19 protein-coding genes are annotated in these 21,398 nt (G+C 65.8%); 14 read left to right on the top strand and 5 right to left on the bottom strand.

Features of this window, described 5'->3' with window-relative positions; translation table 11 throughout:
* Positions 1–36: 36 nt before the first annotated feature.
* Positions 37–1,461, bottom strand: a complete 1,425-nt coding sequence (locus CH273_RS21940; RefSeq protein ID WP_032398284.1) for an LCP family protein — start codon at positions 1,459–1,461, stop codon at positions 37–39.
* 443 nt (positions 1,462–1,904) lie between these two features.
* On the opposite strand from CH273_RS21940, the gene rfbD reads away from it, so the two are divergent.
* From rfbD to manB, 3 genes are read left to right on the top strand one after another with little or no spacing between them, the layout of a single operon-like run.
* Positions 1,905–2,759, top strand: coding sequence for a dTDP-4-dehydrorhamnose reductase (gene rfbD / locus CH273_RS21935; RefSeq protein ID WP_032397653.1), 855 nt, complete (start codon positions 1,905–1,907; stop codon positions 2,757–2,759).
* A gap of 34 nt (positions 2,760–2,793) precedes the next feature.
* A complete protein-coding gene (locus CH273_RS21930) occupies positions 2,794–3,705 on the top strand; it encodes a glycosyltransferase family 2 protein (protein ID WP_032397654.1) in 912 nt (303 codons plus the stop codon).
* Positions 3,695–4,789, top strand: a complete 1,095-nt coding sequence (manB, locus tag CH273_RS21925) for a mannose-1-phosphate guanylyltransferase (protein WP_032397655.1) — start codon at positions 3,695–3,697, stop codon at positions 4,787–4,789. The genes CH273_RS21930 and manB overlap by 11 nt, the downstream gene beginning before the upstream one ends.
* Positions 4,790–4,802: 13 nt before the next feature.
* Here manB and CH273_RS21920 read toward each other — a convergent pair whose 3' ends face one another.
* The 3 genes from CH273_RS21920 to cofD all read right to left on the bottom strand — a co-directional run bounded on the left by CH273_RS21920 (position 4,803) and on the right by cofD (position 7,714).
* Positions 4,803–5,264 (bottom strand): NUDIX hydrolase, encoded by a 462-nt coding sequence (locus CH273_RS21920; RefSeq protein WP_082074002.1) that lies wholly within the window; start codon positions 5,262–5,264, stop codon positions 4,803–4,805.
* 108 nt (positions 5,265–5,372) lie between these two features.
* Positions 5,373–6,743, bottom strand: coding sequence for a coenzyme F420-0:L-glutamate ligase (locus tag CH273_RS21915; RefSeq protein WP_032397656.1), 1,371 nt, complete (start codon positions 6,741–6,743; stop codon positions 5,373–5,375).
* Positions 6,740–7,714 carry a 2-phospho-L-lactate transferase gene (gene cofD, locus CH273_RS21910; protein ID WP_032397657.1) on the bottom strand — a complete coding sequence of 325 codons (975 nt, stop codon included), beginning with the start codon at positions 7,712–7,714 and terminating at the stop codon, positions 6,740–6,742. Before cofD ends, CH273_RS21915 begins: the two co-directional genes overlap by 4 nt.
* A gap of 719 nt (positions 7,715–8,433) precedes the next feature.
* Between cofD and CH273_RS21905 the strand changes: the two genes are divergently transcribed.
* Entirely contained in the window at positions 8,434–8,667 is a 234-nt protein-coding gene (locus tag CH273_RS21905) for a WhiB family transcriptional regulator (RefSeq protein WP_027496498.1), read from the top strand.
* 30 nt (positions 8,668–8,697) lie between these two features.
* Here CH273_RS21905 and CH273_RS21900 read toward each other — a convergent pair whose 3' ends face one another.
* Positions 8,698–9,177, bottom strand: a complete 480-nt coding sequence (locus CH273_RS21900) for a metallopeptidase family protein (protein ID WP_032397658.1) — start codon at positions 9,175–9,177, stop codon at positions 8,698–8,700.
* A 72-nt stretch (positions 9,178–9,249) separates the two neighbouring features.
* Between CH273_RS21900 and CH273_RS21895 the strand changes: the two genes are divergently transcribed.
* The 10 genes from CH273_RS21895 (at position 9,250) to mtrB (ending at position 21,377) form a co-directional block, all read left to right on the top strand.
* On the top strand, positions 9,250–9,660 hold the full coding sequence (locus tag CH273_RS21895; protein WP_179275530.1) for a DUF3499 domain-containing protein: 411 nt from the start codon (positions 9,250–9,252) through the stop codon (positions 9,658–9,660).
* A 196-nt stretch (positions 9,661–9,856) separates the two neighbouring features.
* Positions 9,857–11,239, top strand: coding sequence for a phosphomannomutase/phosphoglucomutase (locus tag CH273_RS21890; RefSeq protein WP_032398287.1), 1,383 nt, complete (start codon positions 9,857–9,859; stop codon positions 11,237–11,239).
* A 71-nt stretch (positions 11,240–11,310) separates the two neighbouring features.
* A complete protein-coding gene (locus CH273_RS21885) occupies positions 11,311–12,453 on the top strand; it encodes a hypothetical protein (RefSeq protein WP_032397659.1) in 1,143 nt (380 codons plus the stop codon).
* Complete coding sequence (gene manA, locus CH273_RS21880; RefSeq protein WP_082322644.1) at positions 12,453–13,682, top strand: mannose-6-phosphate isomerase, class I; 1,230 nt, start codon at positions 12,453–12,455, stop codon at positions 13,680–13,682. Before CH273_RS21885 ends, manA begins: the two co-directional genes overlap by 1 nt.
* 150 nt (positions 13,683–13,832) lie before the next feature.
* Positions 13,833–15,350, top strand: a complete 1,518-nt coding sequence (locus CH273_RS21875; protein ID WP_032398289.1) for an amino acid permease — start codon at positions 13,833–13,835, stop codon at positions 15,348–15,350.
* Positions 15,351–15,616: 266 nt separating this feature from the next.
* Positions 15,617–16,720 (top strand): alkane 1-monooxygenase, encoded by a 1,104-nt coding sequence (locus CH273_RS21870; RefSeq protein WP_045199982.1) that lies wholly within the window; start codon positions 15,617–15,619, stop codon positions 16,718–16,720.
* Positions 16,721–16,841: 121 nt separating this feature from the next.
* Positions 16,842–18,326, top strand: coding sequence for an adenosylhomocysteinase (ahcY, locus tag CH273_RS21865; protein ID WP_032397661.1), 1,485 nt, complete (start codon positions 16,842–16,844; stop codon positions 18,324–18,326).
* A gap of 21 nt (positions 18,327–18,347) precedes the next feature.
* Entirely contained in the window at positions 18,348–19,013 is a 666-nt protein-coding gene (locus tag CH273_RS21860) for a dTMP kinase (protein ID WP_032397662.1), read from the top strand.
* Positions 19,014–19,017: 4 nt separating this feature from the next.
* Positions 19,018–19,695, top strand: a complete 678-nt coding sequence (mtrA, locus tag CH273_RS21855) for an MtrAB system response regulator MtrA (RefSeq protein ID WP_027496508.1) — start codon at positions 19,018–19,020, stop codon at positions 19,693–19,695.
* Positions 19,692–21,377 (top strand): MtrAB system histidine kinase MtrB, encoded by a 1,686-nt coding sequence (gene mtrB, locus CH273_RS21850; RefSeq protein ID WP_032397663.1) that lies wholly within the window; start codon positions 19,692–19,694, stop codon positions 21,375–21,377. Before mtrA ends, mtrB begins: the two co-directional genes overlap by 4 nt.
* The last annotated feature ends 21 nt before the right edge of the window (positions 21,378–21,398 follow it).

Below are 21,398 nucleotides of genomic sequence, written 5' to 3'. Positions count from 1 at the left end.
ACGCCACCGATTCACACGCTCGGCGAGCGGCACCGATCAGTTGACGCACATCGGACCGGTGGAACCGGCGTCGATCGGAGCCGCCGGTGCCTCGGGAACCGCCGTACCCGATTCGGGAGCAATGGTTTCCGCAGTCGCGGCCTGCCCCGAGCCCGGCCCCGCGTAGTCGTTCGCGAGGACCACGCGCACGGTGTCCGCAGGCAGCGAGTCGTCGGCGGTGATCTGCAGATCGCCCAGGGCAGCAGACACGGCACGCGCGGCATCGCTGTCCACATCGGCAGCCTGGATACGGCTCGCGGAAATCGACGAGCCCTCGTAGTTTCCGATGGTGCCGTCGACGTATCCCAGGGCAGTCAGCGAGCCGGCGACACCGTTGGCGAGTCCGTCGATCCCGCTGTCGTTCGCGACGTCGACCGTCACCGTCGACGGATCGACAACCGGTGCGTCCGATTCCTCGGCGTTGGCCTCCGCCGAATTGCCGTCGCCGAGCAGTCCTTCGACGTACTTCTTCACCGCGGCCGGATCGACCTGCACGATCGATTCGCCGTAGTCGGTCGTCGCATTGATGTCGACTGCCGGGATCGTCTCGAACTTGACCTTGCCGCCTGCGAGATCCTGCAGGCGGGTGGCGAACTGCAGAATGTCCCAGTCGGAATCGAGCGTCACCGATCGCTGAACCGCGGTGCTGAGTTGGCCCAGTTTCGCGGGGTTGCTCAGTGTCTTGGCGCTGAGCACACTTCGCACCAGCGAGGCCATGAACACCTGCTGGCGCACGATGCGGTCCAGGTCTCCGCGGGGAAGATCGTGCCGCTGTCGGACGAAACTGAGAGCCTGCGAACCGGAGAGGTTCTGCTCGCCCGCCGGGAAGTTCGCACCCGACAGTGGTTCCTGCACAGGGTTGTTCAGACACACCTCGACGCCGCCGACGGCATCGGTCAGCAGCACGAAGCCGAGCAGACCCACCTCGGCATAGTGATCGACGGTGATGCCGGTGAGGTTTGCGACGGAGTCGATGAGGGCCTCGCGCCCGGCCTCGGTGGCCTGTGATTCGGCATCGGCGTCGGTGACACCCTGCTCCACCAATTCGAGCCGCTTGTTCTCCTTCGTCGCGCCGTACGCAGCGTTGATCTTCGACATCCCGATTCCGGGAACCTCGACGTACGAGTCTCGCGGGATGGAGATCGCAGTGGCCGACGAACCGTCGTTCGGGACGCGGATCAGCACGATCGTGTCGGTGTTGGACGCCACCTCTTCGCCTGCGTTCAGAGACGCGAGTTCGGCGGGGGACAACGCGTTGCCGTGGGCGTCGGTACGACTGTCCGTGCCGACCATGAGAATGTCGACGGCACCGTCGGCGGCTCCGCCGAGACCGAGACCACCCGCGGTGGCGATGTTCGAGCGCAGGCTGTCGACACTGCGCCAAGCGAAACCGGTCACCAGCAGAACCAGGATCGAGAGCACCGCGACCGCGACGTGCGTCGCGGGCCAGCGGGTACCGCCGACGCGAGGCGACCTGCCGTCGGATTCGGGTTGCTCGACGCCACCGCGAGCGCTGCGTCGTTCCGGCCGGCGCGATCTGTCCGCACGTTCGCTGCGAGTTCTCCGTCTGCCTTCACCGCGGAGCTCGTCGTCGCCGTATCGGTGAGCAGCGTCCCCGCGATCGGTGGGGCGGCCCGCGGTGCGCGCTCGGGGGCCGTCGGGTCGCCGGGGAGCGCTCCGCCTCGGCGGGGGAGTGCGCTCACCTCCGGGCGTGCCTGGATCTCGTGGCACCGTGACGACCCTCTCTCGTTTCCGGCCGGTCTGAGACACCCGCCTACTTCGTTGTTCCCCCCCGCCGTTCGAAGGTTACTTGGCACCGGTCGCTGCCTCGCCGAAGCGAACGCGGCGTGCCACACTTGGCAACCGTGAATGCGATCGTGGTGACCGGTGCACACGGCCAGTTGGGCCGCCGAGTGATGTCTCTGGCCGCCGAACGAGGTGACGGTGTCGAGGTGTTCGGATATTCCTCCGCCGACCTGGACATCACCGACCCCGACGCCGTGGCTGCGGCGGTGACAGCGGGGGCAACGGTGATCAACTGTGCCGCGTACACCGCGGTCGATGCCGCCGAGACCGACGAGGCCAGGGCATCGGCGGTCAACGCGGACGGCCCTCGAAATCTCGCGCGCGCCTGCGGGCGTGTCGGGGCCCGGTTGATCCACGTCTCCACCGATTATGTGTTCGACGGCACAGCAACAGAACCGTACGAGGTCGATGCGAAGACCGCACCGCAGTCGGCGTACGGACGCACCAAGCTCGCAGGCGAGCTCGCGGTGCACGAGGAACTGCCCGAGGCCGTGATCGTGCGGACCGCCTGGGTGTACGACAACACCGGCAAGAATTTCGTGACCACGATGCGTCGACTCGAAGGTGAGCGCGAGACGATCTCGGTGGTCGACGACCAGATCGGGTCGCCCACGTTCGCTCACGATCTGGCGTCGGGCCTGCTCGAGCTCGAAGCAGATCCTGCTGTGCGCGGTCGAACGCTGCACTACACCAATGCGGGGCAGGCCAGTTGGTTCGACCTCGCACGCGCGGTGTTCGCGGGCATCGGTGCCGATCCCGAGCGAGTGCAGCCGTGCTCGAGCGCCGAGTACGTCGTTCCGGCACCTCGGCCCGCGTACTCGGTGCTGTCACCGACTGCATGGGTCGATGCCGGTCTGACCCCGGCGCGGCCGTGGTCGGACGCGTTGACGGCCGCCTTGACGCAGTCGACATGAGGGTCGGACGCGGGATCGGGCTAGTCTTGCCCGCGTGAGTTCCGAGCTGGCCGTGGTGACGGTGACCTATTCACCCGGCGAATACCTTGACCAGTTCCTGACGTCTCTGCGTGAGGCGACGACGCGTCCCCTTCGGGTGATCATGGCGGACAACGGCTCGGTCGACGGCACGCCCGAGGCAGCCGAGGCCGCGTTCGAGGAGGCGGAACTGCTGCGAACCGGAGCGAACATCGGTTACGGCGCAGCGGTCAACCGCGCGGTGGCCGAGATCGACCCCGACGTCGAGTTCGTCGTCGTGGCCAACCCCGACGTGCGGTGGCATCCCGGATCCCTCGACGGCCTGCTCGACGCTGCGGCGCGTTGGCCACGGGCGGGTGCCCTCGGACCGCTCATTCGTGAGCCCGACGGCTCGCGTTACCCGTCGGCACGGTCGGTGCCCGATCTCACGTCCGGTGCAGGCCATGCGGTGTTGGGCAAACTGTGGCCGACGAACCCGTGGACTCGGCGGTATCGCCAGGAGAACGAGACGGTCAGCGAGCGTCCGGTGGGGTGGCTGTCGGGATCGTGCTTGTTGTTGCGGCGTTCGGCGTTCGACTCGATCGGTGGATTCGACTCGCGCTACTTCATGTACATGGAGGACGTGGATCTCGGCGACCGGCTCGGAAGAGCGGGCTGGCACAACGTCTACGTTCCCGATGTCGAGGTGACCCACTCGAAAGGTCATGCGGCAGGACGGCATCCGGAAGTGATGTTGCCCGCACATCACACCAGCGCGTACCGCTTCCAGGCCGATCGGCACGACCGGACGTGGCAGGCTCCCTTACGATGGGCCCTGCGCGCAGGTCTCGGTCTTCGCTCGAAGATCGTTGTGGCCGGAGCGCTTCGGGCGCGGGCAGTTGACGGACGAGTATCGGACGAGAGAACAGAGGCTGGACATGTCGGATAGTTCCACATCGGGTGCCGCACGTACCGACGCAGTCATCTTGGTGGGCGGCAAGGGAACTCGGCTCCGGCCGCTGACGCTCTCGGCACCCAAGCCGATGCTCCCCACCGCTGGGTTGCCGTTCCTCACGCACCTGCTGGCGCGCATCAAGGCCGCAGGCATCGAGCACGTGGTTCTCGGTACATCGTTCAAAGCCGAAGTGTTCGAGCAGCATTTCGGGGACGGATCGTCGCTCGGCATCGAACTCGAGTACGTCTTCGAGACCGAGCCGATGGGCACCGGTGGAGGTATCAGAAACGTACTGCCGCGTCTGCGCGCCGAGAACGTCATGGTCTTCAACGGCGACGTCCTGGGCGGCACCGATCTGACAGCGGTGCTCGATACGCACCGAACCACCGATGCGGACGTCACGTTGCATCTGGTTCGCGTCGGTGACCCGCGCGCGTTCGGTTGCGTACCGACGGACGAATCAGGCCGGGTGACAGCGTTTCTCGAAAAGACTCAGGACCCGCCGACCGATCAGATCAACGCGGGCTGCTACGTCTTCAAGCGCGAGATCATCGAGTCCATTCCGTCCGATCGCCCGGTGTCGGTGGAGCGAGAGGTGTTCCCCGCGTTGCTCGCCGAGGACAAGAAGGTCTACGGGCACGTCGACAGCGCCTACTGGCGCGACATGGGAACACCGGAAGATTTCGTCAAGGGCTCTGCCGATCTGGTTCGTGGCATCGCGCCGTCGCCTGCACTGCACGGTGATCGCGGCGAATCACTGGTTCATCCGGGTGCAGGCGTGGCCCCGGGTGCCTTGCTGATCGGTGGAACCGTCGTCGGACGCGGTGCCGAGATCGGGGCGGGTGCCCGCCTCGACGGGGCCGTCGTGTTCGACGGTGCGATCGTCGAAGCAGGGGCCGTCGTCGAGAGATCCATCCTCGGCTTCGGTGCCCGTATCGGACCTCGCGCACTGGTGCGCGACGCGGTCATCGGAGACGGTGCCGACATCGGTGCTCGCTGCGAGTTGCTCCGCGGCGCGCGCGTGTGGCCCGGGGTCAAGTTGCCCGACGGTGGAGTCCGCTTCTCCACCGACGTCTGAGGCGTGCTCGCCGTCAGCGGCGGCGGGCAGCGAGTGCGACGAGGTGGTCGATCGTCTCTCGCTCGGCGTCGTCGGGCAATGCATCGACCGGCCACCAGCGCAGATCCGTCGATTCCTCGCTGCGGACCGCTCGCGCGCCGTCCGGGGCCCGGACCAGGAATCTGAGGTCGAGGTGCCGCGTCGGTGCGCCGAGCGAGCACGTGATCGGGTGGGTGTGCGCCGAGAGCAGTATCGGATCGATGGTCAGATCGGCGATCCCGGATTCCTCGGTGGCCTCCCGTAGCGCGGCGTCGACCACGGTCTCGTCGGTCGGTTCGCAGTGGCCACCGAGTTGAATCCACCGACCGACCTTGGGATGAAGCGTCAGCAGCACATGGGCTCCCGACGCGTCGAGCACCAACGAGGACGCGGTGAAGTGTCCGGCCCGGTTGGCGCGCAGGCAGGCGTCGGGATTGCTGTCGAGAAACGCCAGCATGGTGTGCCGGAGCGATTCGTCTCCCGAGTCGGAGGGCGCCCATCCGTGCAGGGCCGTGCCGACCGAGTTCCACAGGGTCGAACGACGCGGCGTAGCCGCCGACACGCTTCAGACCTCCAGCAGCGAGGAGCCGGGCACCACTGGCTCCCGCACGGTCAGCGGCTCGGCGGAGTGCCCGATCGCGATGGCTCCCATGGCTTTCCAATCCGCTCGCAGGCCGAGTTCGGCGCGCACGGTGTCGGCCGCGAAGATCGTCGAGCCGATCCAACAGCTGCCCAGGTCACGAACCGCGAGAGCGACGAGCAGACCCTGTACGGCCGCGCCGACGGCGACGGTGAACATCGTGTCCTCCGCCGTCCGTCGCCGCTCGTCGGGGTAGGAGTGTGCGCCGTCGGGCACACAGAACGGGATCACGATCTCCGGAGCGTCGAACAGAATGTCGCCGCGGCTCAGTCGTGCTGCTGTTCGCTCCTCGCTCAGGCCGTCTGCGGTCAGGTCGGCTCGCCATTGCTCTCGCATCGCCTCGAGCAGCCGGCGGCGCAGCGCGGGTGTCCTGACCCAGACGAAACGGACCGGACGGGTGTGGTGCGGAGCAGGGGCGGTGAGGGCATCGGACACGGCAGCACGAACGGAGTCGGGATCGACGGGTTCGTCGGTGAACGAGCGCACCGACCGTCGGAGGAGGAGGGCTTCGCGTCGACCACGATCGAGTGCCTCGGCCGTGCCGAGCCAGAACAGATCGTCCTCACCACCGCGCAGGAGGGCTGCGGCGGTGGAACCGTCGTCGACCGGAGTCAGTCCGCGCACCACGGCGATCGGAACCCCGCCCAGCTTGCCTTTCACCAGATCGCCTGCGGCAGCGAGCTCGTCGGCGATCGCGACCTCGGTGACGACGAGCTCGTTCCCTTGGCCGTCCTCGGCTCCGGCGTATGCATGTACGACGCCGAGGCCCGCCGCTCCGATGGCGGCGTCGGTCTGGCCGATCCGCCACGCCCGCCCCATGGTGTCGGTGACGACCACGGCGACCGTCACCCCCAGCAGCGCCCCGAGGGCAGTGCGGAGCGCTGCTGCACTGGCGTCGGGGTTCTCGGGCAGCAGCGCCAGCTCGCCGCCGTCGACGTTGGAGCCGTCGATTCCCGACGCGGCCTGCACGATGCCGAGTCGATTCTCGGTGATGAGGGTGCGGCCCTTGCGGGCGACGATGCGTACGGCTTCCTGTTCCACCAGGACTCTGCGGGCGGCATCTCGCTCGTCTGCATCGCGGGGTGCCTGTACGAGACGGCCCTCGACCTTGGAGAGAATCTTGCTGGTGACGATGAGGATGTCGCCGTCACGCAACCACGGCGCACGGTCCGCGACGGTCGCAGCGAGATCGTCGCCCGGACGGAACTCGGGGAGCCCGGTCACCGGAAGAATTTCGATGGCCCCGCCGGGGGCGTGATCACTCGGTGCGGTGTGTGTGGTGTGGGAGTCGGTCACAGGTCGAGTCCGGCTGCGCGCAGTGCAGTGCGTGCCATCACTGCAGTGGTCTCGGGGTCGGTCATCAGCAACGGAACCGACTGCACGTCCACTCCGTCGACGACCGCCGTATCGGTGGTGTGCACCAGCCATGCGTCGAGAATGCCGGTACCGCTCCGGCTTCCGTAATGACGGCCCACCGCCTGCGCCGTGGTCTCGACTCCGATGACGGACAGGCACTCGTCGGCCATGCCGCGCAACGGCTTACCGTCGACGACGGGGGACAGGCCGACGACTTTGGCATCCGTCGTGCGAAGCGCACCGCGGATACCCGGCACTGCGAGGATCGCACCGACACTGACCACCGGGTTGGACGGCGCGAGGACGACGGCATCGGCCTCGGTGATCGCCTCGACGACTCCCGGTGCCGGAGTTGCCTGTTCGGCTCCGATGTTGGCGAAGCTGTGGGTCGGGATCTGTGCGCGATACCGAACCCACCACTCCTGGAAGTGAATTGCGCGCTGTTGCTCGCCGCTCGGGTCGTCGGGATCGGTGACGACGACATGGGTCTCGGAGCGATCGTCGGTGACGGGCAGCAGCCGGACTCCCGGTTGCCAACGGTTGCACAGAGCTTCGGTGACGGCGGACAGTGGAAAGCCGGTGCGCAACATACGACTGCGGATCAGGTGCGTGGCGATGTCGCGGTCGCCGAGTCCGAACCAGTCGGGATCGGCACCGTAGGCTGCCAACTCGTCCCGAGCGTTCCAGGTCTCCGCGATCCGACCCCAGCCTCGATCGGTGTCGATTCCGCCGCCGAGGGTGTACATGCAGGTGTCGAGATCCGGGCAGATGCGGAGTCCGTGCATCCACACGTCGTCGCCGACGTTGACCACGGCGGTGATCTCGTGCTCGGGCTCGTCGCCGAACAACGTTTTCAGGCCCTGCAGAAACCGAGCGCCACCGACGCCGCCGACCAGAACAGTAACTTTCACAACACGCGAGCCTAATGGGGTTGCGGTGGTGCGGGGTGAGCGCCCACCCCGTGCCGCAACGTCCGTGTGGCCGGTTTGCGCGTGCGAGAACCGATGCGACACGCACGGGACGGGCTTCGATTCGGGGAGAGCGCCGATTTCGGGCATGTGATGGTATTGGATTTGCGCGATCGGCTTGACCGCGACACACCTGGACGTGTCTAATCACAGGTATGTCATTCAGTGTTCGCAGCACGAGTTCGATTGCGGCGAACCTGGTTTCGAACACTCGTTCCCTTCCTGTTCGTCCCTGACTGGACGTCGAGTAGAGGTCGAGAGTCGGATCCGGCACGTTGGACCAGCTCGATCGAATGACCGCGCGGGGCAAGGTATTCGAGAACACGAGGACCGAAAGTATCTGCGCTACCACAGGTGAGGAGGCGGAAGCGATGTATGACCAGCACGTGACACGTGATCAGCGGGGCGGACCCACTGCACATCTCAGCGCTGTCGACGACGCGCCGCAAACCGAGTCCGGCATCGGCGCAGATTCCAGCGTCTCGATCGATGCGGGTTCTGCGTACGTCGTCCCGACGGACGAGACCGACGACGTCGACGTCATCGACGCCGACGCCGACGCGGAACTCGATTCGGATTCCGACGTCGACTCGATGCCGTTCGTCGCCGAGTCGGTTCCACCGGCCAAGCCGTTCCTCAGTCTCGTCGCGGGTTTCGACGAGATGTTCGAGGAAATCGAGGACCAGTGGCAGGAACGCGCCCTGTGTGCGCAGACCGACCCCGAGGCCTTCTTCCCGGAGAAGGGCGGATCCACCCGCGAGGCGAAGCGCATCTGCCTCGGCTGCGAGGTCAAGGACGAGTGCCTCGAGTACGCGCTCGCCAACGACGAGCGGTTCGGTATCTGGGGCGGGCTGTCCGAGCGGGAGCGTCGCAGGCTCAAGCGCGGAATCGGCTGAGCAGTTCGGTTCGGTCTCCCGACGGGTCGATCACTCCCCGGCCGGGTCGACTTCGTCCGGGTCGATGCCGAGATACGTGGCCACCTGCTCGACCAGAACCTCGAACAACAGATCCTCCAAATCCTCCGGATGCTTGGCGCGTCGTTCCAACGGCCGCCGAAACAGCACCACTCTGGCGCGTGTCGTCTCCCCGCGCTTGTCGATGCCGGCGGGTACCAGGCGTGAGAGCGGTACCGGACCTTCCGCCACCACCTCGGGTGGCCACGTCACCGATTCCGGATCCAACGCCCTGATCTTGGGTACCTCGTCCACGGCGATGTCGAGCTTCGAGAGCTTCTCGTGCCACCGATGATCGATCCGCGCGAACGCCTCGAGCACCAGCCGGTCGAACTTCTCCGCCCGTGAGCGCCGCGCCGGGATGTCCTCGGGCAGAACCGGTCCGCGGATGCCGCGTCCGTGTCGGGCCACGGACCGAGAAGTGATCCGGCGCGCGGATGAGAAACGAGGCATACGGGGAGGTTATCGCGCTCGTCTGGTGTGTCGGTCGTTCGGTCGGTTGCACCCACCGGATACTCTGCACTCGTGAGATCACTGCGTGGCTGCTGCAGGCCTGGTTGCAACCGTTCTGCCGTTGCGACGCTCACATACGTCTACTCGGATTCCACCGCGGTCGTCGGACCGCTGGCCACAGTCGACGAACCGCATTCCTGGGATCTGTGCGAGGTGCACGCGTCGACCACCACCGCTCCCAAGGGCTGGGAACTGGTGCGCTACGAAGGCGGCTACTCGACGTCGAGCCCCGACGAGGACGATCTGACGGCCCTCGCCGAAGCCGTACGCGAAGCGGGTCGCGGCGATCGCGTCCGATCCGAGGATCGCGATAGCTCCGATCGCTCGATCTCCCGGCCGTCCGAGACCGAACGCCGGTCCGCTCCGGCCGTCCGAACGGGCAGGCGCGGTCACCTTCGAGTTCTTCCCGACCCCACGTCCTGAGCCGTCCGAGGACACCGAGTGTGGCGTCCGTCGGTCCGACTGGCCGGTCCGTCTGCCGTCTGGCAAGGTTCGGGGAGCAGGACAGAAACGGACCGCAAGGTTCAGCCGATACTTGGTGTGGATCGCACCGCTACCGACGCTCGATTTCCGACGCCGATGTGCGGCGTCGTCGACAACGATCACCAGGAGAATCTTCGTGGCCCGAACCGCAGAATCCGTGAACGCCGTCATCAAGGCCTACGACGTCCGAGGGGTCGTGGGTGAGCAGATCGACGAGGCGTTCGTGCGCGACGTCGGTGCGTCGTTCGCTCGATTGGTTCGTGACGAGGCGGGGGCCGCGCGTTCGGTGGTCATCGGGCACGACATGCGTGATTCGTCGCCCGCACTCTCTCGTGCGTTCGCCGACGGCGTCACCGCTCAGGGGCTCGACGTCGTGCACATCGGCCTGGCGTCGACCGATCAGCTCTACTTCGCCTCGGGCCTGCTCGAATGCCCGGGGGCGATGTTCACCGCCAGTCACAACCCGGCGAAGTACAACGGGATCAAGCTCTGCCGCGCCGGTGCGAAGCCCGTGGGCCAGGACACCGGTCTGGCCACGGTGAAGGCCGAGTTGGTGGACGGGGTACCGGAGTTCGACGGCCCCGCCGGGGCCGTGACGTCTCGTGACGTGCTGACCGAGTACGCGCAGTTCCTGCGCGAACTGGTCGATCTGTCGGGTATTCGCGCCATGAAGATCGCGGTGGATGCAGGCAACGGCATGGGCGGGCACACCGTGCCCGCCGTGTTCGCGCCGCTGCCGGTGACGATCGAACCGTTGTTCTTCGAACTCGACGGCAGCTTTCCCAATCACGAGGCCAATCCACTCGACCCGGCGAACCTGGTGGACCTGCAGCGATTCGTCGTCGAGACCGGCTCCGAGATCGGCCTTGCCTTCGACGGCGACGCCGATCGGTGCTTCGTCGTCGACGAGAAGGGTGACCCGGTGTCACCGTCGGCGGTGACCTGCCTGGTGGCCGAGCGCGAGCTGGCCAAGGAGCCGGGCGCGGTCGTCATCCACAATCTGATCACCTCCCGTGCGGTACCTGAGCTGGTCGAGAAGCTCGGTGGCACGCCGGTCCGCACCCGCGTCGGCCACTCTTTCATCAAGCAGCAGATGGCCGACACCGGAGCCGTTTTCGGTGGCGAGCACTCGGCGCACTACTACTTCCGTGATTTCTGGGGAGCGGACTCGGGCATGCTCGCTGCGCTGCACGTTCTCGCGGCTTTCGGTGCACAGGATCGCCCCTTGTCGGAGATGATGGCCACCTACGAGACCTACAGCGCGTCGGGAGAGATCAACTCGACGGTCGGTGACGCAGCCGAACGGACCGAGGCCGTGCTCGCGGCGTTCGCCGATCGGACCGCCGGAATCGACCGCCTCGACGGCGTGACGGTCGAGTTGGCCGACGGCGGCTGGTTCAACCTGCGGGCATCCAACACCGAACCCCTGCTTCGACTCAATGTGGAAGCGCGGACCCGCGAAGAAGTCGACGCACTTTCGACGGAGATCTTGAGCATCGTTCGCGCCGGACTGGAATAGTGGTTACCGAGGGCCCGTGAGTGGGTATGCAGACGTTTCGAGCGGGTGAGGTAAGGGGAGGTGTCGCAGCCATGACGGCAGTGTCGTCTCTGGTCGATCTCGACGATTCGGATGCTCTCATCGCAGCCGATCGCGAGGGCTCCCTGCGCAGCGCAGCGCTGGCGGGCGCTCAGGTTCGTGCCGTCGCGACCGCGGTCGACGAGTCGGTCCTCGCCCGGCTGGCCGATCTGCGTCCCCGGAGCGTGGTGATCGTGACCGGCGACGGGCGGAGCAGTCGGGCAGCGTCACTGCTGGTCGCTGCGCTCGGTGACCGCCTCGGCGTCCCCCTCGTGCGAAGCACCGGTACCCCGCCGTGGATCGGCCCGCTCGACGTGGTGGTGGTGGCAGGCGACGACGCAGGGGATCCGCGACTGGCAGAGTCGGTCGACGCGGCATCCCGGCGTGGTGCCGAAGTCGTGGTGGTTGCCCCCGAGGAGGGGCCGCTGCGTGCCGTCCGGGGAGCCAGAGTCATGTGGTTGCCGCCGCGAATCGCGGTTCGCGACCACAACGCGCTGATGCGTTACCTCGCGGCGTTCGTTGCGGTACTCGGTGCGGTTGCCGGCGGATCGTGGAAGACGTTGCTGCCCAATTTGTCTCGTCTTGCAGACCTGCTCGACGCGGAGGCGGTGAGGAACAGCCCGTCCAACGAGATGTTCCACAATCCGGCCAAGGCCCTCGCCAGTGGGTTGAACGGTCGACGCGTCGTGCTGACCGGGGGCAGTCCTGCTGCGGTCGAGGTCGCTCGGCACGGCAGCGAGGTGCTGCTGCGCGTGGCGGGTGTCGTCGTCGGTGCGGGGGAGTTGGGTGACGTCATTGCCGCATCCATTCGGGCGTCCGTCGTCGAATCATCCGGCACATCACAGACATTCGACTCGTTCTTTCACGACGAGCAGCTCGACGGACCACCGCCTGCGCTGCCGATGCGCGTCGTCGTGGTGGCCTCGGACGTCGATCGCGCGATGACCGAACGACGAATCGCAGGTGTACCGGAGTCGGAAATGTTGCTCGCCGATTCCAGCGAGGCGCTGTTCGGTGGCGAGCACGCACGTTCCGAATTCGACGGCCCCCCACCGGTGCGGGATCCGGATAGACTCTCGGTGCTCGACACGATGTCCGTGTTGGCCACGCGGTTGGACACCACTGCCGCGTATCTGCTGTTGATGGGCGGTAGCTAGTGCAGCTCTTGCGAGGCGCGGTTCGGTCCTACGCATGGGGTTCGCGAACCGCTCTGGCTCGAATTCAGGGACGCCCGGTGCCGTCCGATCATCCCGAGGCAGAAATCTGGCTCGGCGCTCATCCGGCCGACTCCGCGCATGTGGTGCACGAGGGCGGCAGCACCCCGCTGCTCACGCTGATCGACGACGATCCGGGTACTCATCTCGGTGGCTCCGCGCAGCAGTACGAGTCACGCCTGCCGTACCTGCTGAAACTGCTAGCCGCGGAAGAGCCCTTGTCTCTGCAGGCGCATCCCAGCAGTGCTCAGGCACGTGAAGGCTTTGCACGCGAGAACGCCGCGGGTGTCCCGATCGACTCTCCGGTACGCAACTACCGGGATCCGAACCACAAGCCCGAATTGATCGTCGCGCTCACGGAATTCGAGGCGTTGGCAGGCTTCCGGCGTCCGACCGAGACCGTCGAACTGCTCGACGCGTTGGCCGTCCCCGCCCTGAGCGGGTATCGAACTCTGCTGGCCGCCCAGCCCGATGCCTCGGGGCTGCGCACCGTGTTCACCTCGTGGATCACGCTGCCCGGGCAGGCACTCGACGACATGTTGCCTGCCGTCGCCCAAGGATGCATCGACTATCTCTCCGGTCCCGCACGCACGGACGGTGGACGATTCGCCGCCGAGGCCAGAACTCTGCTCGAGCTCGGGGAGTCGTATCCCGGTGACGCCGGAGTGCTCGCGGCGCTGCTGCTCAATCGGGTGAACCTGACTCCCGGCCAGGGTCTGTACCTCGACGCCGGAAATCTGCACGCGTACCTGCGCGGCACCGGGGTCGAGATCATGGCGAACTCCGACAACGTGCTCCGCGGCGGACTGACCCCCAAACATGTCGACGTCCCGGAACTGTTGCGGGTGCTCGATTTCGAGCCTGCCGACATCTCGCCCATCACTCCGGGTGTCGACGATCGACCGACCTATCTGTATCCGACGCCTGCACCGGAATTCGCGCTGAGTCGGACTGCGGTTGCGGCGGGGGAGACGGTCGCCGTTCCCGGCTCCGGCCCGAGAATTCTGTTGTGCACGAGTGGCACCGTCGTCGCCGCTACCGCAGACCGACAGTTCGAGCTGACCGTGCCCCAGGGCAGCTCGGCATGGATACCCGCTGCAGACGAATCCGTCACCGTGACCGCCGATTCGGGCGAGGCCGAGGTGTTCGTGGCCTCCGTTGGCCGCCTGTAGATCGCGCGTTCACGGAGCGTCTGCCGATTCGAACCGTGAGATCGGTCCGATGGCGTGCCCGTAGGCAATAGTCTGATGCCACAGTGAATCGAAGTGACGGATGAGTTCGGTGATCCGTCGGTAGATGTGAAGTGGCGATACGGAGACCCGATGACCAGAGCAGACCGGCCCGCGAAGACCCCACGTACGACGGGTTGGTTCCGGACCAAATCGATCGAGCAGTCGATCGAGGACACCGACGAGCCGGACACGAAACTTCGGAAAGAACTCGGATCCTGGGATCTGACCGTGTTCGGCGTCGCCGTCGCCGTCGGTGCCGGCATCTTCACCCTGACCGCGCGGACCGCAGGAAACGTTGCGGGACCGGCTGTGTCGTTGGCCTTCGTGCTCGCGGCGATCGCCTGTGGCCTCGCGGCGCTGTGCTACGCCGAGTTCGCGTCGACGGTGCCCGTGGCGGGAAGTGCGTACACGTTCTCGTACGCGGCGTTCGGCGAGTTCATCGCATGGATCATCGGATGGGATCTGATCCTCGAGTTCGGCCTCGCAGCCGCCGTGGTGGCGAAGGCATGGTCGCTCTATCTGGGCGATCTGCTCGGTACGTCCGCGCCGGTGCTCGAGATCGGTTCTCTGAATTTCGACTGGGGCGCACTGCTGATCGTGGTGGTCCTGACGGTGCTGATCGCGTCGGGTACCAAGTTGTCCTCACGGGTGTCGCTGGTGATCACCGCGGTGAAGGTCATCGTCGTTCTCTTCGTCGTGGTCGTCGGCGCGTTCTACATCAAGGTCGCCAACTACGATCCCTACATTCCGCCGTCGGAGCCTGCGTCGACCGGTGAGGGGCTGCACCAGTCGCTGTTCTCGTTCGTCACCGGTGCCGGCGGCAGCACCTTCGGTTGGTACGGACTGTTGGCTGCGGCGTCACTGGTGTTCTTCGCGTTCATCGGTTTCGACGTGGTCGCCACGACCGCGGAGGAGACCAGGGAACCCCAGAAGGCACTGCCGCGCGGGATTCTCGGATCGCTCGCGATCGTGACCGTGCTCTACGTGGCCGTCACGTTGGTGCTGACCGGAATGGTCAAGTACACCGATCTGGCCGGCGACAGCTCCACGCTGGCGACGGCGTTCGAGCTGAATGGGTTGACCTGGGCCAAGAACATCATTTCGTTCGGTGCCCTCGCCGGTCTGACGACCGTGGTGATGGTGTTGATGTTGGGGCAGACCCGAGTGCTCTTCGCGATGTCGCGCGACGGACTGGTGCCGCGGGGACTGGCACACACCGGAAGCAAGGGCACGCCGGTTCGGACGACGATTCTGGTGGGTGTCATCGTCGGTCTCCTCGCTGCCTTCGTTCCGCTGGGAACGCTGGAGGAGATGGTGAACATCGGCACGCTGTTCGCGTTCGTGTTGGTGTCTGCGGGTGTGCTGGTTCTGCGCCGGACTCGACCCGACCTCGAGCGTGGCTTCCGGGTGCCGTGGGTTCCGTTGGTGCCGATTCTCGCTGTCCTGGCCTGCTTGTGGCTGATGCTCAACCTGTCGGTGGAGACGTGGTTGCGGTTCCTGGTCTGGATGGCCGCAGGCGTGGTGATCTACGTCCTGTACGGCAGGCGTCACTCGGTGATGGGGCTGCGAGAAGCAGGCAAGTCCAGGACCGAGAAGCCCGAGCGCTGACCTGCGCAGTGACAGCGCTGGGCGTTCATGACCGCTGACCAGCGATTGTGCGGCGAATTTAGATAGCGTCACATCAGACCGTGGGAATGTTATACCCTCGAAAACAGACTTGGAGGACTCAAAAAGTTCGATGAGAGGGTGTTGCAACAGTGAGTGTGGACGGCCGAATCACTTCTACGGAGGATTCGGGTGTCGCTTTCGGGGGGCGGGATTCGAAGGCCAGTGAACGGTCGGTTCGCTGGCAGGACAACAAACGTTATCTGTGGATGCTGGGGCTGTTGGCCCCGGCGTCGGCGCTACTGCCGTCGCAGTTGGTCTACTGGACGGGCATGCCGCTCTTCTGGTGGAGCGGCGTGCTGGTGTTCTTCGTGATCATTCCGGTGATCGATCTGATCGCGGGCGAGGACGGACACAATCCGGATGCGTCGGCCAGCGAAAAATTGCAGAACGATCGGTACTACCGATGGTGTACGTATCTGTTTCTGCCCGTGCAGTTCGTCGGACTCTTCGTCGCCTGCTGGATGTGGGCATACGGCGATCTGAGCGTGGTGGACAAGATCGGCCTCGCGGTCACGGTGGGCCTGGTGGCAGGCACGGGTATCAACGCCGCTCACGAACTGGGCCATCGCATCGAGCAGCACGAGCGCTGGTTGGCCAAGGTCGCCCTGTCCCAGACGCTGTACGGACACTTCTTCGTCGAACACAATCGTGGTCACCACGTCCGGGTGGCGACGCCGGAGGATCCCGCGAGCGCACGACTGGGCGAGAGTGTGTGGACCTTCGTGCCGCGCAGCACGATCCGCGGCCTTGCCTCCGCATGGAAGCTCGAGGCGCAACGACTCCGGCGTAAGGGCCGCTCGGTCGCCAGCCCTTCCAATGCGCTGCTGCACACGTGGCTGCTCAGTGTCGTGCTGTTCGGTTCGTTGCTGATCGTGTTCGGCTGGTCCATCGCGCCGTATCTTCTGGTGCAGGCCGTCGTCGGATTCGTCCTGCTCGAGATGGTGAACTACGTGGAGCACTACGCCCTGCTCCGCGAAACGAACGATCGCGGGAAATACGTTCGGTGCTCGCCTCGCCACAGCTGGAACAGCGACAGAATCTGCACCAACATATTTCTGTACCACCTGCAGCGGCACAGCGACCACCATGCCAATCCGGGCAAGCGATATCAGACCCTGCTCTCCTGCGACGAGGCCCCGCAGTTGCCCGCCGGCTACGCGTCGATGGTGATCCTCGCCGCAATTCCGCCGCTGTGGCGTCGGGTGATGGATCCGCGGGTATCGGCGCACTACCAGGGAGATATCGCCCGCGCGAACATCCTGCCCCGAAAACGGGCTCGAATCCTGGCGCGAGCCGGACGAAACGGGTAGAGCGGGTTCTCGACGGTCGGTCGATTCGCCGGTTCCACTCCTGCTCGCTCGGGCAGCCGGTGGTGCCGCCGCGCGGACCCGATAGCCTGGGAACAGATACTCAGTCAACAGGAGAGGCAAGATGACGACCTCAGTTACGTCAGGATCGGCACTCACCGTGGATCGCCGCGGTGGAATCGACTTCAAGGTCGCAGACCTGTCGCTCGCGGAATTCGGCCGCAAGGAAATCCGACTCGCCGAGCACGAGATGCCCGGCTTGATCGCGCTGCGCCGCGAATACGCAGACGTGCAGCCGCTCAAGGGAGCGCGAGTCTCGGGATCGCTGCACATGACCGTGCAGACAGCCGTGCTGATCGAGACCCTTGTTGCACTCGGTGCCGAAGTTCGGTGGGCGTCGTGCAACATCTTCTCCACCCAGGACCACGCGGCAGCGGCCGTCGTCGTCGGGCCCTACGGCACCGTCGAGGAGCCCAAGGGCGTCCCGGTGTTCGCCTGGAAGGGTGAAAGCCTCGAAGAGTACTGGTGGGCGGCCGAGCAGATGCTCACCTGGCCCGAGCAGCCCGCCAACATGATTCTCGACGACGGTGGCGACGCCACGATGCTGGTATTGCGCGGCGCGCAGTTCGAGAAGGCAGGCGTCGTACCGCCGACCGACGACGATCACGATTCGGACGAGTACAAGGTGTTCCTCGGCCTGCTTCGTCGCTCGCTCGAGGCATCGAAGTCCAAGTGGACCGAGGTCGCCGAGTCCGTTCAGGGGGTCACCGAAGAGACCACGACCGGAGTGCTACGGCTCTACCAGTTCGCGGCCGCCGGAGAGCTCACGTTCCCGGCCATCAACGTCAACGACTCCGTCACCAAGAGCAAGTTCGACAACAAGTACGGCACTCGGCACTCGCTGATCGACGGCATCAACCGCGGCACCGACGTCCTGATCGGCGGCAAGGCCGTGCTGGTCTGCGGCTACGGCGACGTGGGCAAGGGCTGCGCCGAGGCGCTCAAGGGCCAGGGTGCGCGGGTCACCGTCACCGAGGCCGATCCGATCAATGCGCTGCAGGCGCTCATGGACGGCTTCGACGTGCGCACGGTCGAGGAGTTCATCGAGCAGGCCGACATCGTGATCACCTCGACGGGCAACCTGTCGATCATCACGTTCGAGCACATGCGCAAGATGAAGCACCAGGCGATCCTGGGCAACATCGGTCACTTCGACAACGAGATCGACATGGCCGGGCTGGAGAAGGCTCCCGACGTCACGCGGATCAACATCAAGCCGCAGGTCGACGAGTACCAGTTCAAGGACGGGCACTCGATCATCGTCCTGTCCGAGGGGCGACTGCTGAACCTCGGCAACGCCACGGGACACCCGTCGTTCGTCATGAGCAACAGCTTCTCCAACCAGGTCATCGCTCAGATCGAACTGTGGACGAAGCCGGACGAGTACGACAACGAGGTCTACCGCCTGCCCAAGCACCTCGACGAGAAGGTCGCCCGCATCCACGTCGAAGCGCTCGGTGGCTCGATCACCAAGCTCACCAAGGAGCAGGCCGAGTACATCGGCGTCGACGTCGAGGGCCCGTACAAGCCCGAGCACTACCGCTACTGACCGACGGGGCCAGGTCCGGGAGTGGGAAAACTGTTCGTCATCGAAGGAGTCGACGGAGCGGGCAAGAACACGCTCGCCCGTCGGCTCGTTTCGGCGTGGGAACGTGACGGCCTGTCGGTCGAGCGCATCGGGTTTCCCCGGTACGACCGGTCGATCCACGCCGATCTGGCTGCGGAGGCGTTGCACGGCGAACACGGCGACACCGCAGGCAGTGTGCACGCGATGGCCCTGTTGTTCGCTCTCGATCGCCGGGACGCGGGCGAGGAGATCCGAAAGTTGCTCTCGGACAAAGATATCGTTCTTCTCGATCGGTACGTGGCATCCAACGCCGCCTACACCGCCGCTCGGCTCGAGCAGTCCGCCGACGGCGAGGCCGTCGAATGGATCAGGTCGCTCGAGTTCGAGCGATTCGCGGTGCCCGTTCCCGATGTCCAGATTCTCCTCGACGTCCCGGTGGCGCTGGCCGCCGAGCGTGCTGCGGCCCGGGAGAGTGCGGACGCCGCTCGCACCCGGGATTCCTACGAGCGCGACAGCTCACTGCAGAGCCGAACCTCGGCTGCGTACAGCACCCTCGCTGCATCGCACTGGGTGTCGCCGTGGCGGGTCGTCACCGCCGACGTCGACCCCGATCGACTCGCCGCCGACATGTTCAATCAGCCATCAGGGGTTCGGAAAGTGACACCATAGGACCATGAAGCCTCGGATTCTGGTTGTGGACGACGATTCGGCTCTGGCGGAGATGCTCACCATCGTGTTGCGCGGTGAGGGATTCGAGCCCTTCGTGGTCGGCGACGGCACCCAAGCTCTGGCTGCCGTACGTGAGAATCGGCCGGACCTGGTGTTGCTCGACCTGATGCTTCCCGGAATGAACGGCATCGACGTCTGCCGCGTCCTTCGTGCCGATTCGGGCGTGCCGATCGTCATGCTGACGGCCAAGACCGACACCGTCGACGTCGTCCTGGGTCTCGAGTCCGGTGCGGACGACTACATCATGAAGCCCTTCAAGCCGAAGGAACTGGTCGCTCGGGTGCGTGCGCGCCTGCGTCGGACCGAGGACGAACCCGCCGAACTGCTGTCCATCGCAGACATCGTCATCGACGTGCCGGCCCACAAGGTCAGTCGCGGCGACGAACTCGTCTCCCTGACGCCCCTCGAGTTCGACCTGCTCGTGGCGCTTGCCCGCAAACCTCGCCAGGTGTTCACTCGAGAGGTGTTGCTCGAACAGGTCTGGGGTTACCGCCACGCGGCCGACACCCGACTGGTCAACGTGCACGTGCAGCGTCTGCGCGCCAAGGTGGAGAAGGACCCGGAGAACCCCGAGGTGGTGTTGACCGTGAGGGGGGTCGGCTACAAGGCCGGACCGCCGTGATCCGTTTCTCCCATTCTCGGCGGCGGATCAACGGCAAGTTCTCACCGGTACTGCGTTGGTTTCGTTCGCTGAGTACGTCGCTCGGCCATGCCTGGCGACGGTCTCTGCAGCTGCGCGTCGTCGTGTCGACGCTCACGCTGTCCCTGGTGGTCATTCTCATCCTCGGTGTGGTGTTGACCAGCCAGATCACCGATCGACTGCTCGAGGCCAAGTTGTCCGCCGCGACCGAGGAGCTCGACCGTTCGCGGACCACCGTCGAGGGCAACCTCGCCGGAGCCGACGATTCGAGCGGGCTCGCGACACGCCTCGAACGGGCCAGGGCGGCACTGACCAACCAGGATCTGGACGCGGCGTCGACCACCGGGTCGGCGGGATCGTTCGATCCGGTCCTGATCGTGGAGGGCGATGCCACCCGAGCTGAGGCGTCCGTCGGTCCGGTCGATCAGATCCCGAACAGCCTGCGCGACTTCGTCAAGAAGGGCCTGATCAGTTCGCAGTACGCCACGGTGACCGACAGCGACGGCGGGTATTCCGGATCGGCGCTGATCATGGGATCGCCCACCGGATCCGACATCTCGGCCCTGCAGCTCTACCTCATCTTTCCGCTGGCCAGCGAGGATCGCACGCTCTCGCTCGTTCGCGGCACGCTGTTCATCGGCGCGGTGGTGCTCCTGGTTCTGCTCGCGGCGATCGCGATGCTCGTCGCGCGGCAGGTGGTTCTGCCCATTCGTTCGGCGTCGAGGATCGCGGTGCGATTCGCCGACGGCAGGCTCAAGGAACGCATGCCGGTCCGCGGCGAGGACGACATGGCCAGACTTGCGATGTCGTTCAACGAGATGGCCGAGAGCCTGTCCAAACAGATCACCCAGCTCGAGGAATTCGGTAATCTCCAGCGCCGATTCACCTCCGACGTCAGCCACGAACTACGCACCCCGCTGACCACCGTTCGGATGGCCGCAGACCTCATTCACGACGCCAGCGACGACCTGGAGCCTGCACTCAAGAGATCGTCGGAGTTGCTGGTCAACGAGCTCGATCGGTTCGAGACCCTGCTCGGTGACCTGCTCGAGATCAGCCGCCACGACGCGGGCGTGGCCGAACTGGCCGCCGAACAGCTCGACCTGCGCATGTGCGCCCGAGCGGCGGTGTCGACCGTGCGGCATCTGGCCCGCGAGACCGGCACCGAAGTGATCGTCGACATGCCCGAGACCGCAGTGATCGCCGAGGTCGACCCTCGACGGGTGGAACGAATCCTGCGCAATCTGCTGGCGAACGCACTCGACCACGGCGAGGGCAAGCCGGTCCTGCTGCGGCTACGCTCGGACGCCGACGCGGCAGCATTCGTGGTGCGCGATCAGGGAGTCGGGCTGCGACCGGGCGAAGAGAAGCTGGTGTTCAACCGGTTCTGGCGCTCGGATCCCTCCCGCGTTCGACGTTCCGGCGGCACCGGCCTGGGGCTGGCCATCAGCGTCGAGGACGCCCGCCTGCACGACGGTAAGCTCGAAGCGTGGGGAGCAGTGGGCGAAGGCGCATGTTTCCGACTCACCCTGCCGCTCGTGCGCGGGCACAAGGTGATCGGATCCCCACTGCCCCTCAAACCCAGCACCAGGAAATTCGCACAAGGACAACCGATTCCCGCGATCACCGCACCCAAGACATCCGCGTCGGAGCCCGCGACGTGATCTTCTCGTGTCGTCGCAGCA

The organism is Rhodococcus sp. 05-339-2, assembly GCF_002258965.1.
In the GTDB taxonomy this organism is placed as follows: Bacteria; Actinomycetota; Actinomycetes; order Mycobacteriales; family Mycobacteriaceae; genus Rhodococcoides.
The sequence above is the reverse complement of the archived record's forward strand: the minus strand, read 5'-3'. Positions and strand labels throughout refer to the sequence as shown.

Excerpts from the sequence above, each read along its gene's own strand:
- CH273_RS21905 (WP_027496498.1), top strand. The coding sequence starts at position 8,434 with ATGTTCGAGGAAATCGAGGACCAGTGGCAGGAACGCGCCCTGTGTGCG.
- CH273_RS21900 (WP_032397658.1), bottom strand. The coding sequence starts at position 9,177 with ATGCCTCGTTTCTCATCCGCGCGCCGGATCACTTCTCGGTCCGTGGCC.
- manB (WP_032397655.1), top strand. The coding sequence starts at position 3,695 with ATGTCGGATAGTTCCACATCGGGTGCCGCACGTACCGACGCAGTCATC.
- CH273_RS21875 (WP_032398289.1), top strand. The coding sequence starts at position 13,833 with ATGACCAGAGCAGACCGGCCCGCGAAGACCCCACGTACGACGGGTTGG.
- CH273_RS21920 (WP_082074002.1), bottom strand. The coding sequence starts at position 5,264 with ATGCTGGCGTTTCTCGACAGCAATCCCGACGCCTGCCTGCGCGCCAAC.
- CH273_RS21870 (WP_045199982.1), top strand. The coding sequence starts at position 15,617 with ATGCTGGGGCTGTTGGCCCCGGCGTCGGCGCTACTGCCGTCGCAGTTG.
- CH273_RS21885 (WP_032397659.1), top strand. The coding sequence starts at position 11,311 with ATGACGGCAGTGTCGTCTCTGGTCGATCTCGACGATTCGGATGCTCTC.
- ahcY (WP_032397661.1), top strand. The coding sequence starts at position 16,842 with ATGACGACCTCAGTTACGTCAGGATCGGCACTCACCGTGGATCGCCGC.
- mtrA (WP_027496508.1), top strand. The coding sequence starts at position 19,018 with ATGAAGCCTCGGATTCTGGTTGTGGACGACGATTCGGCTCTGGCGGAG.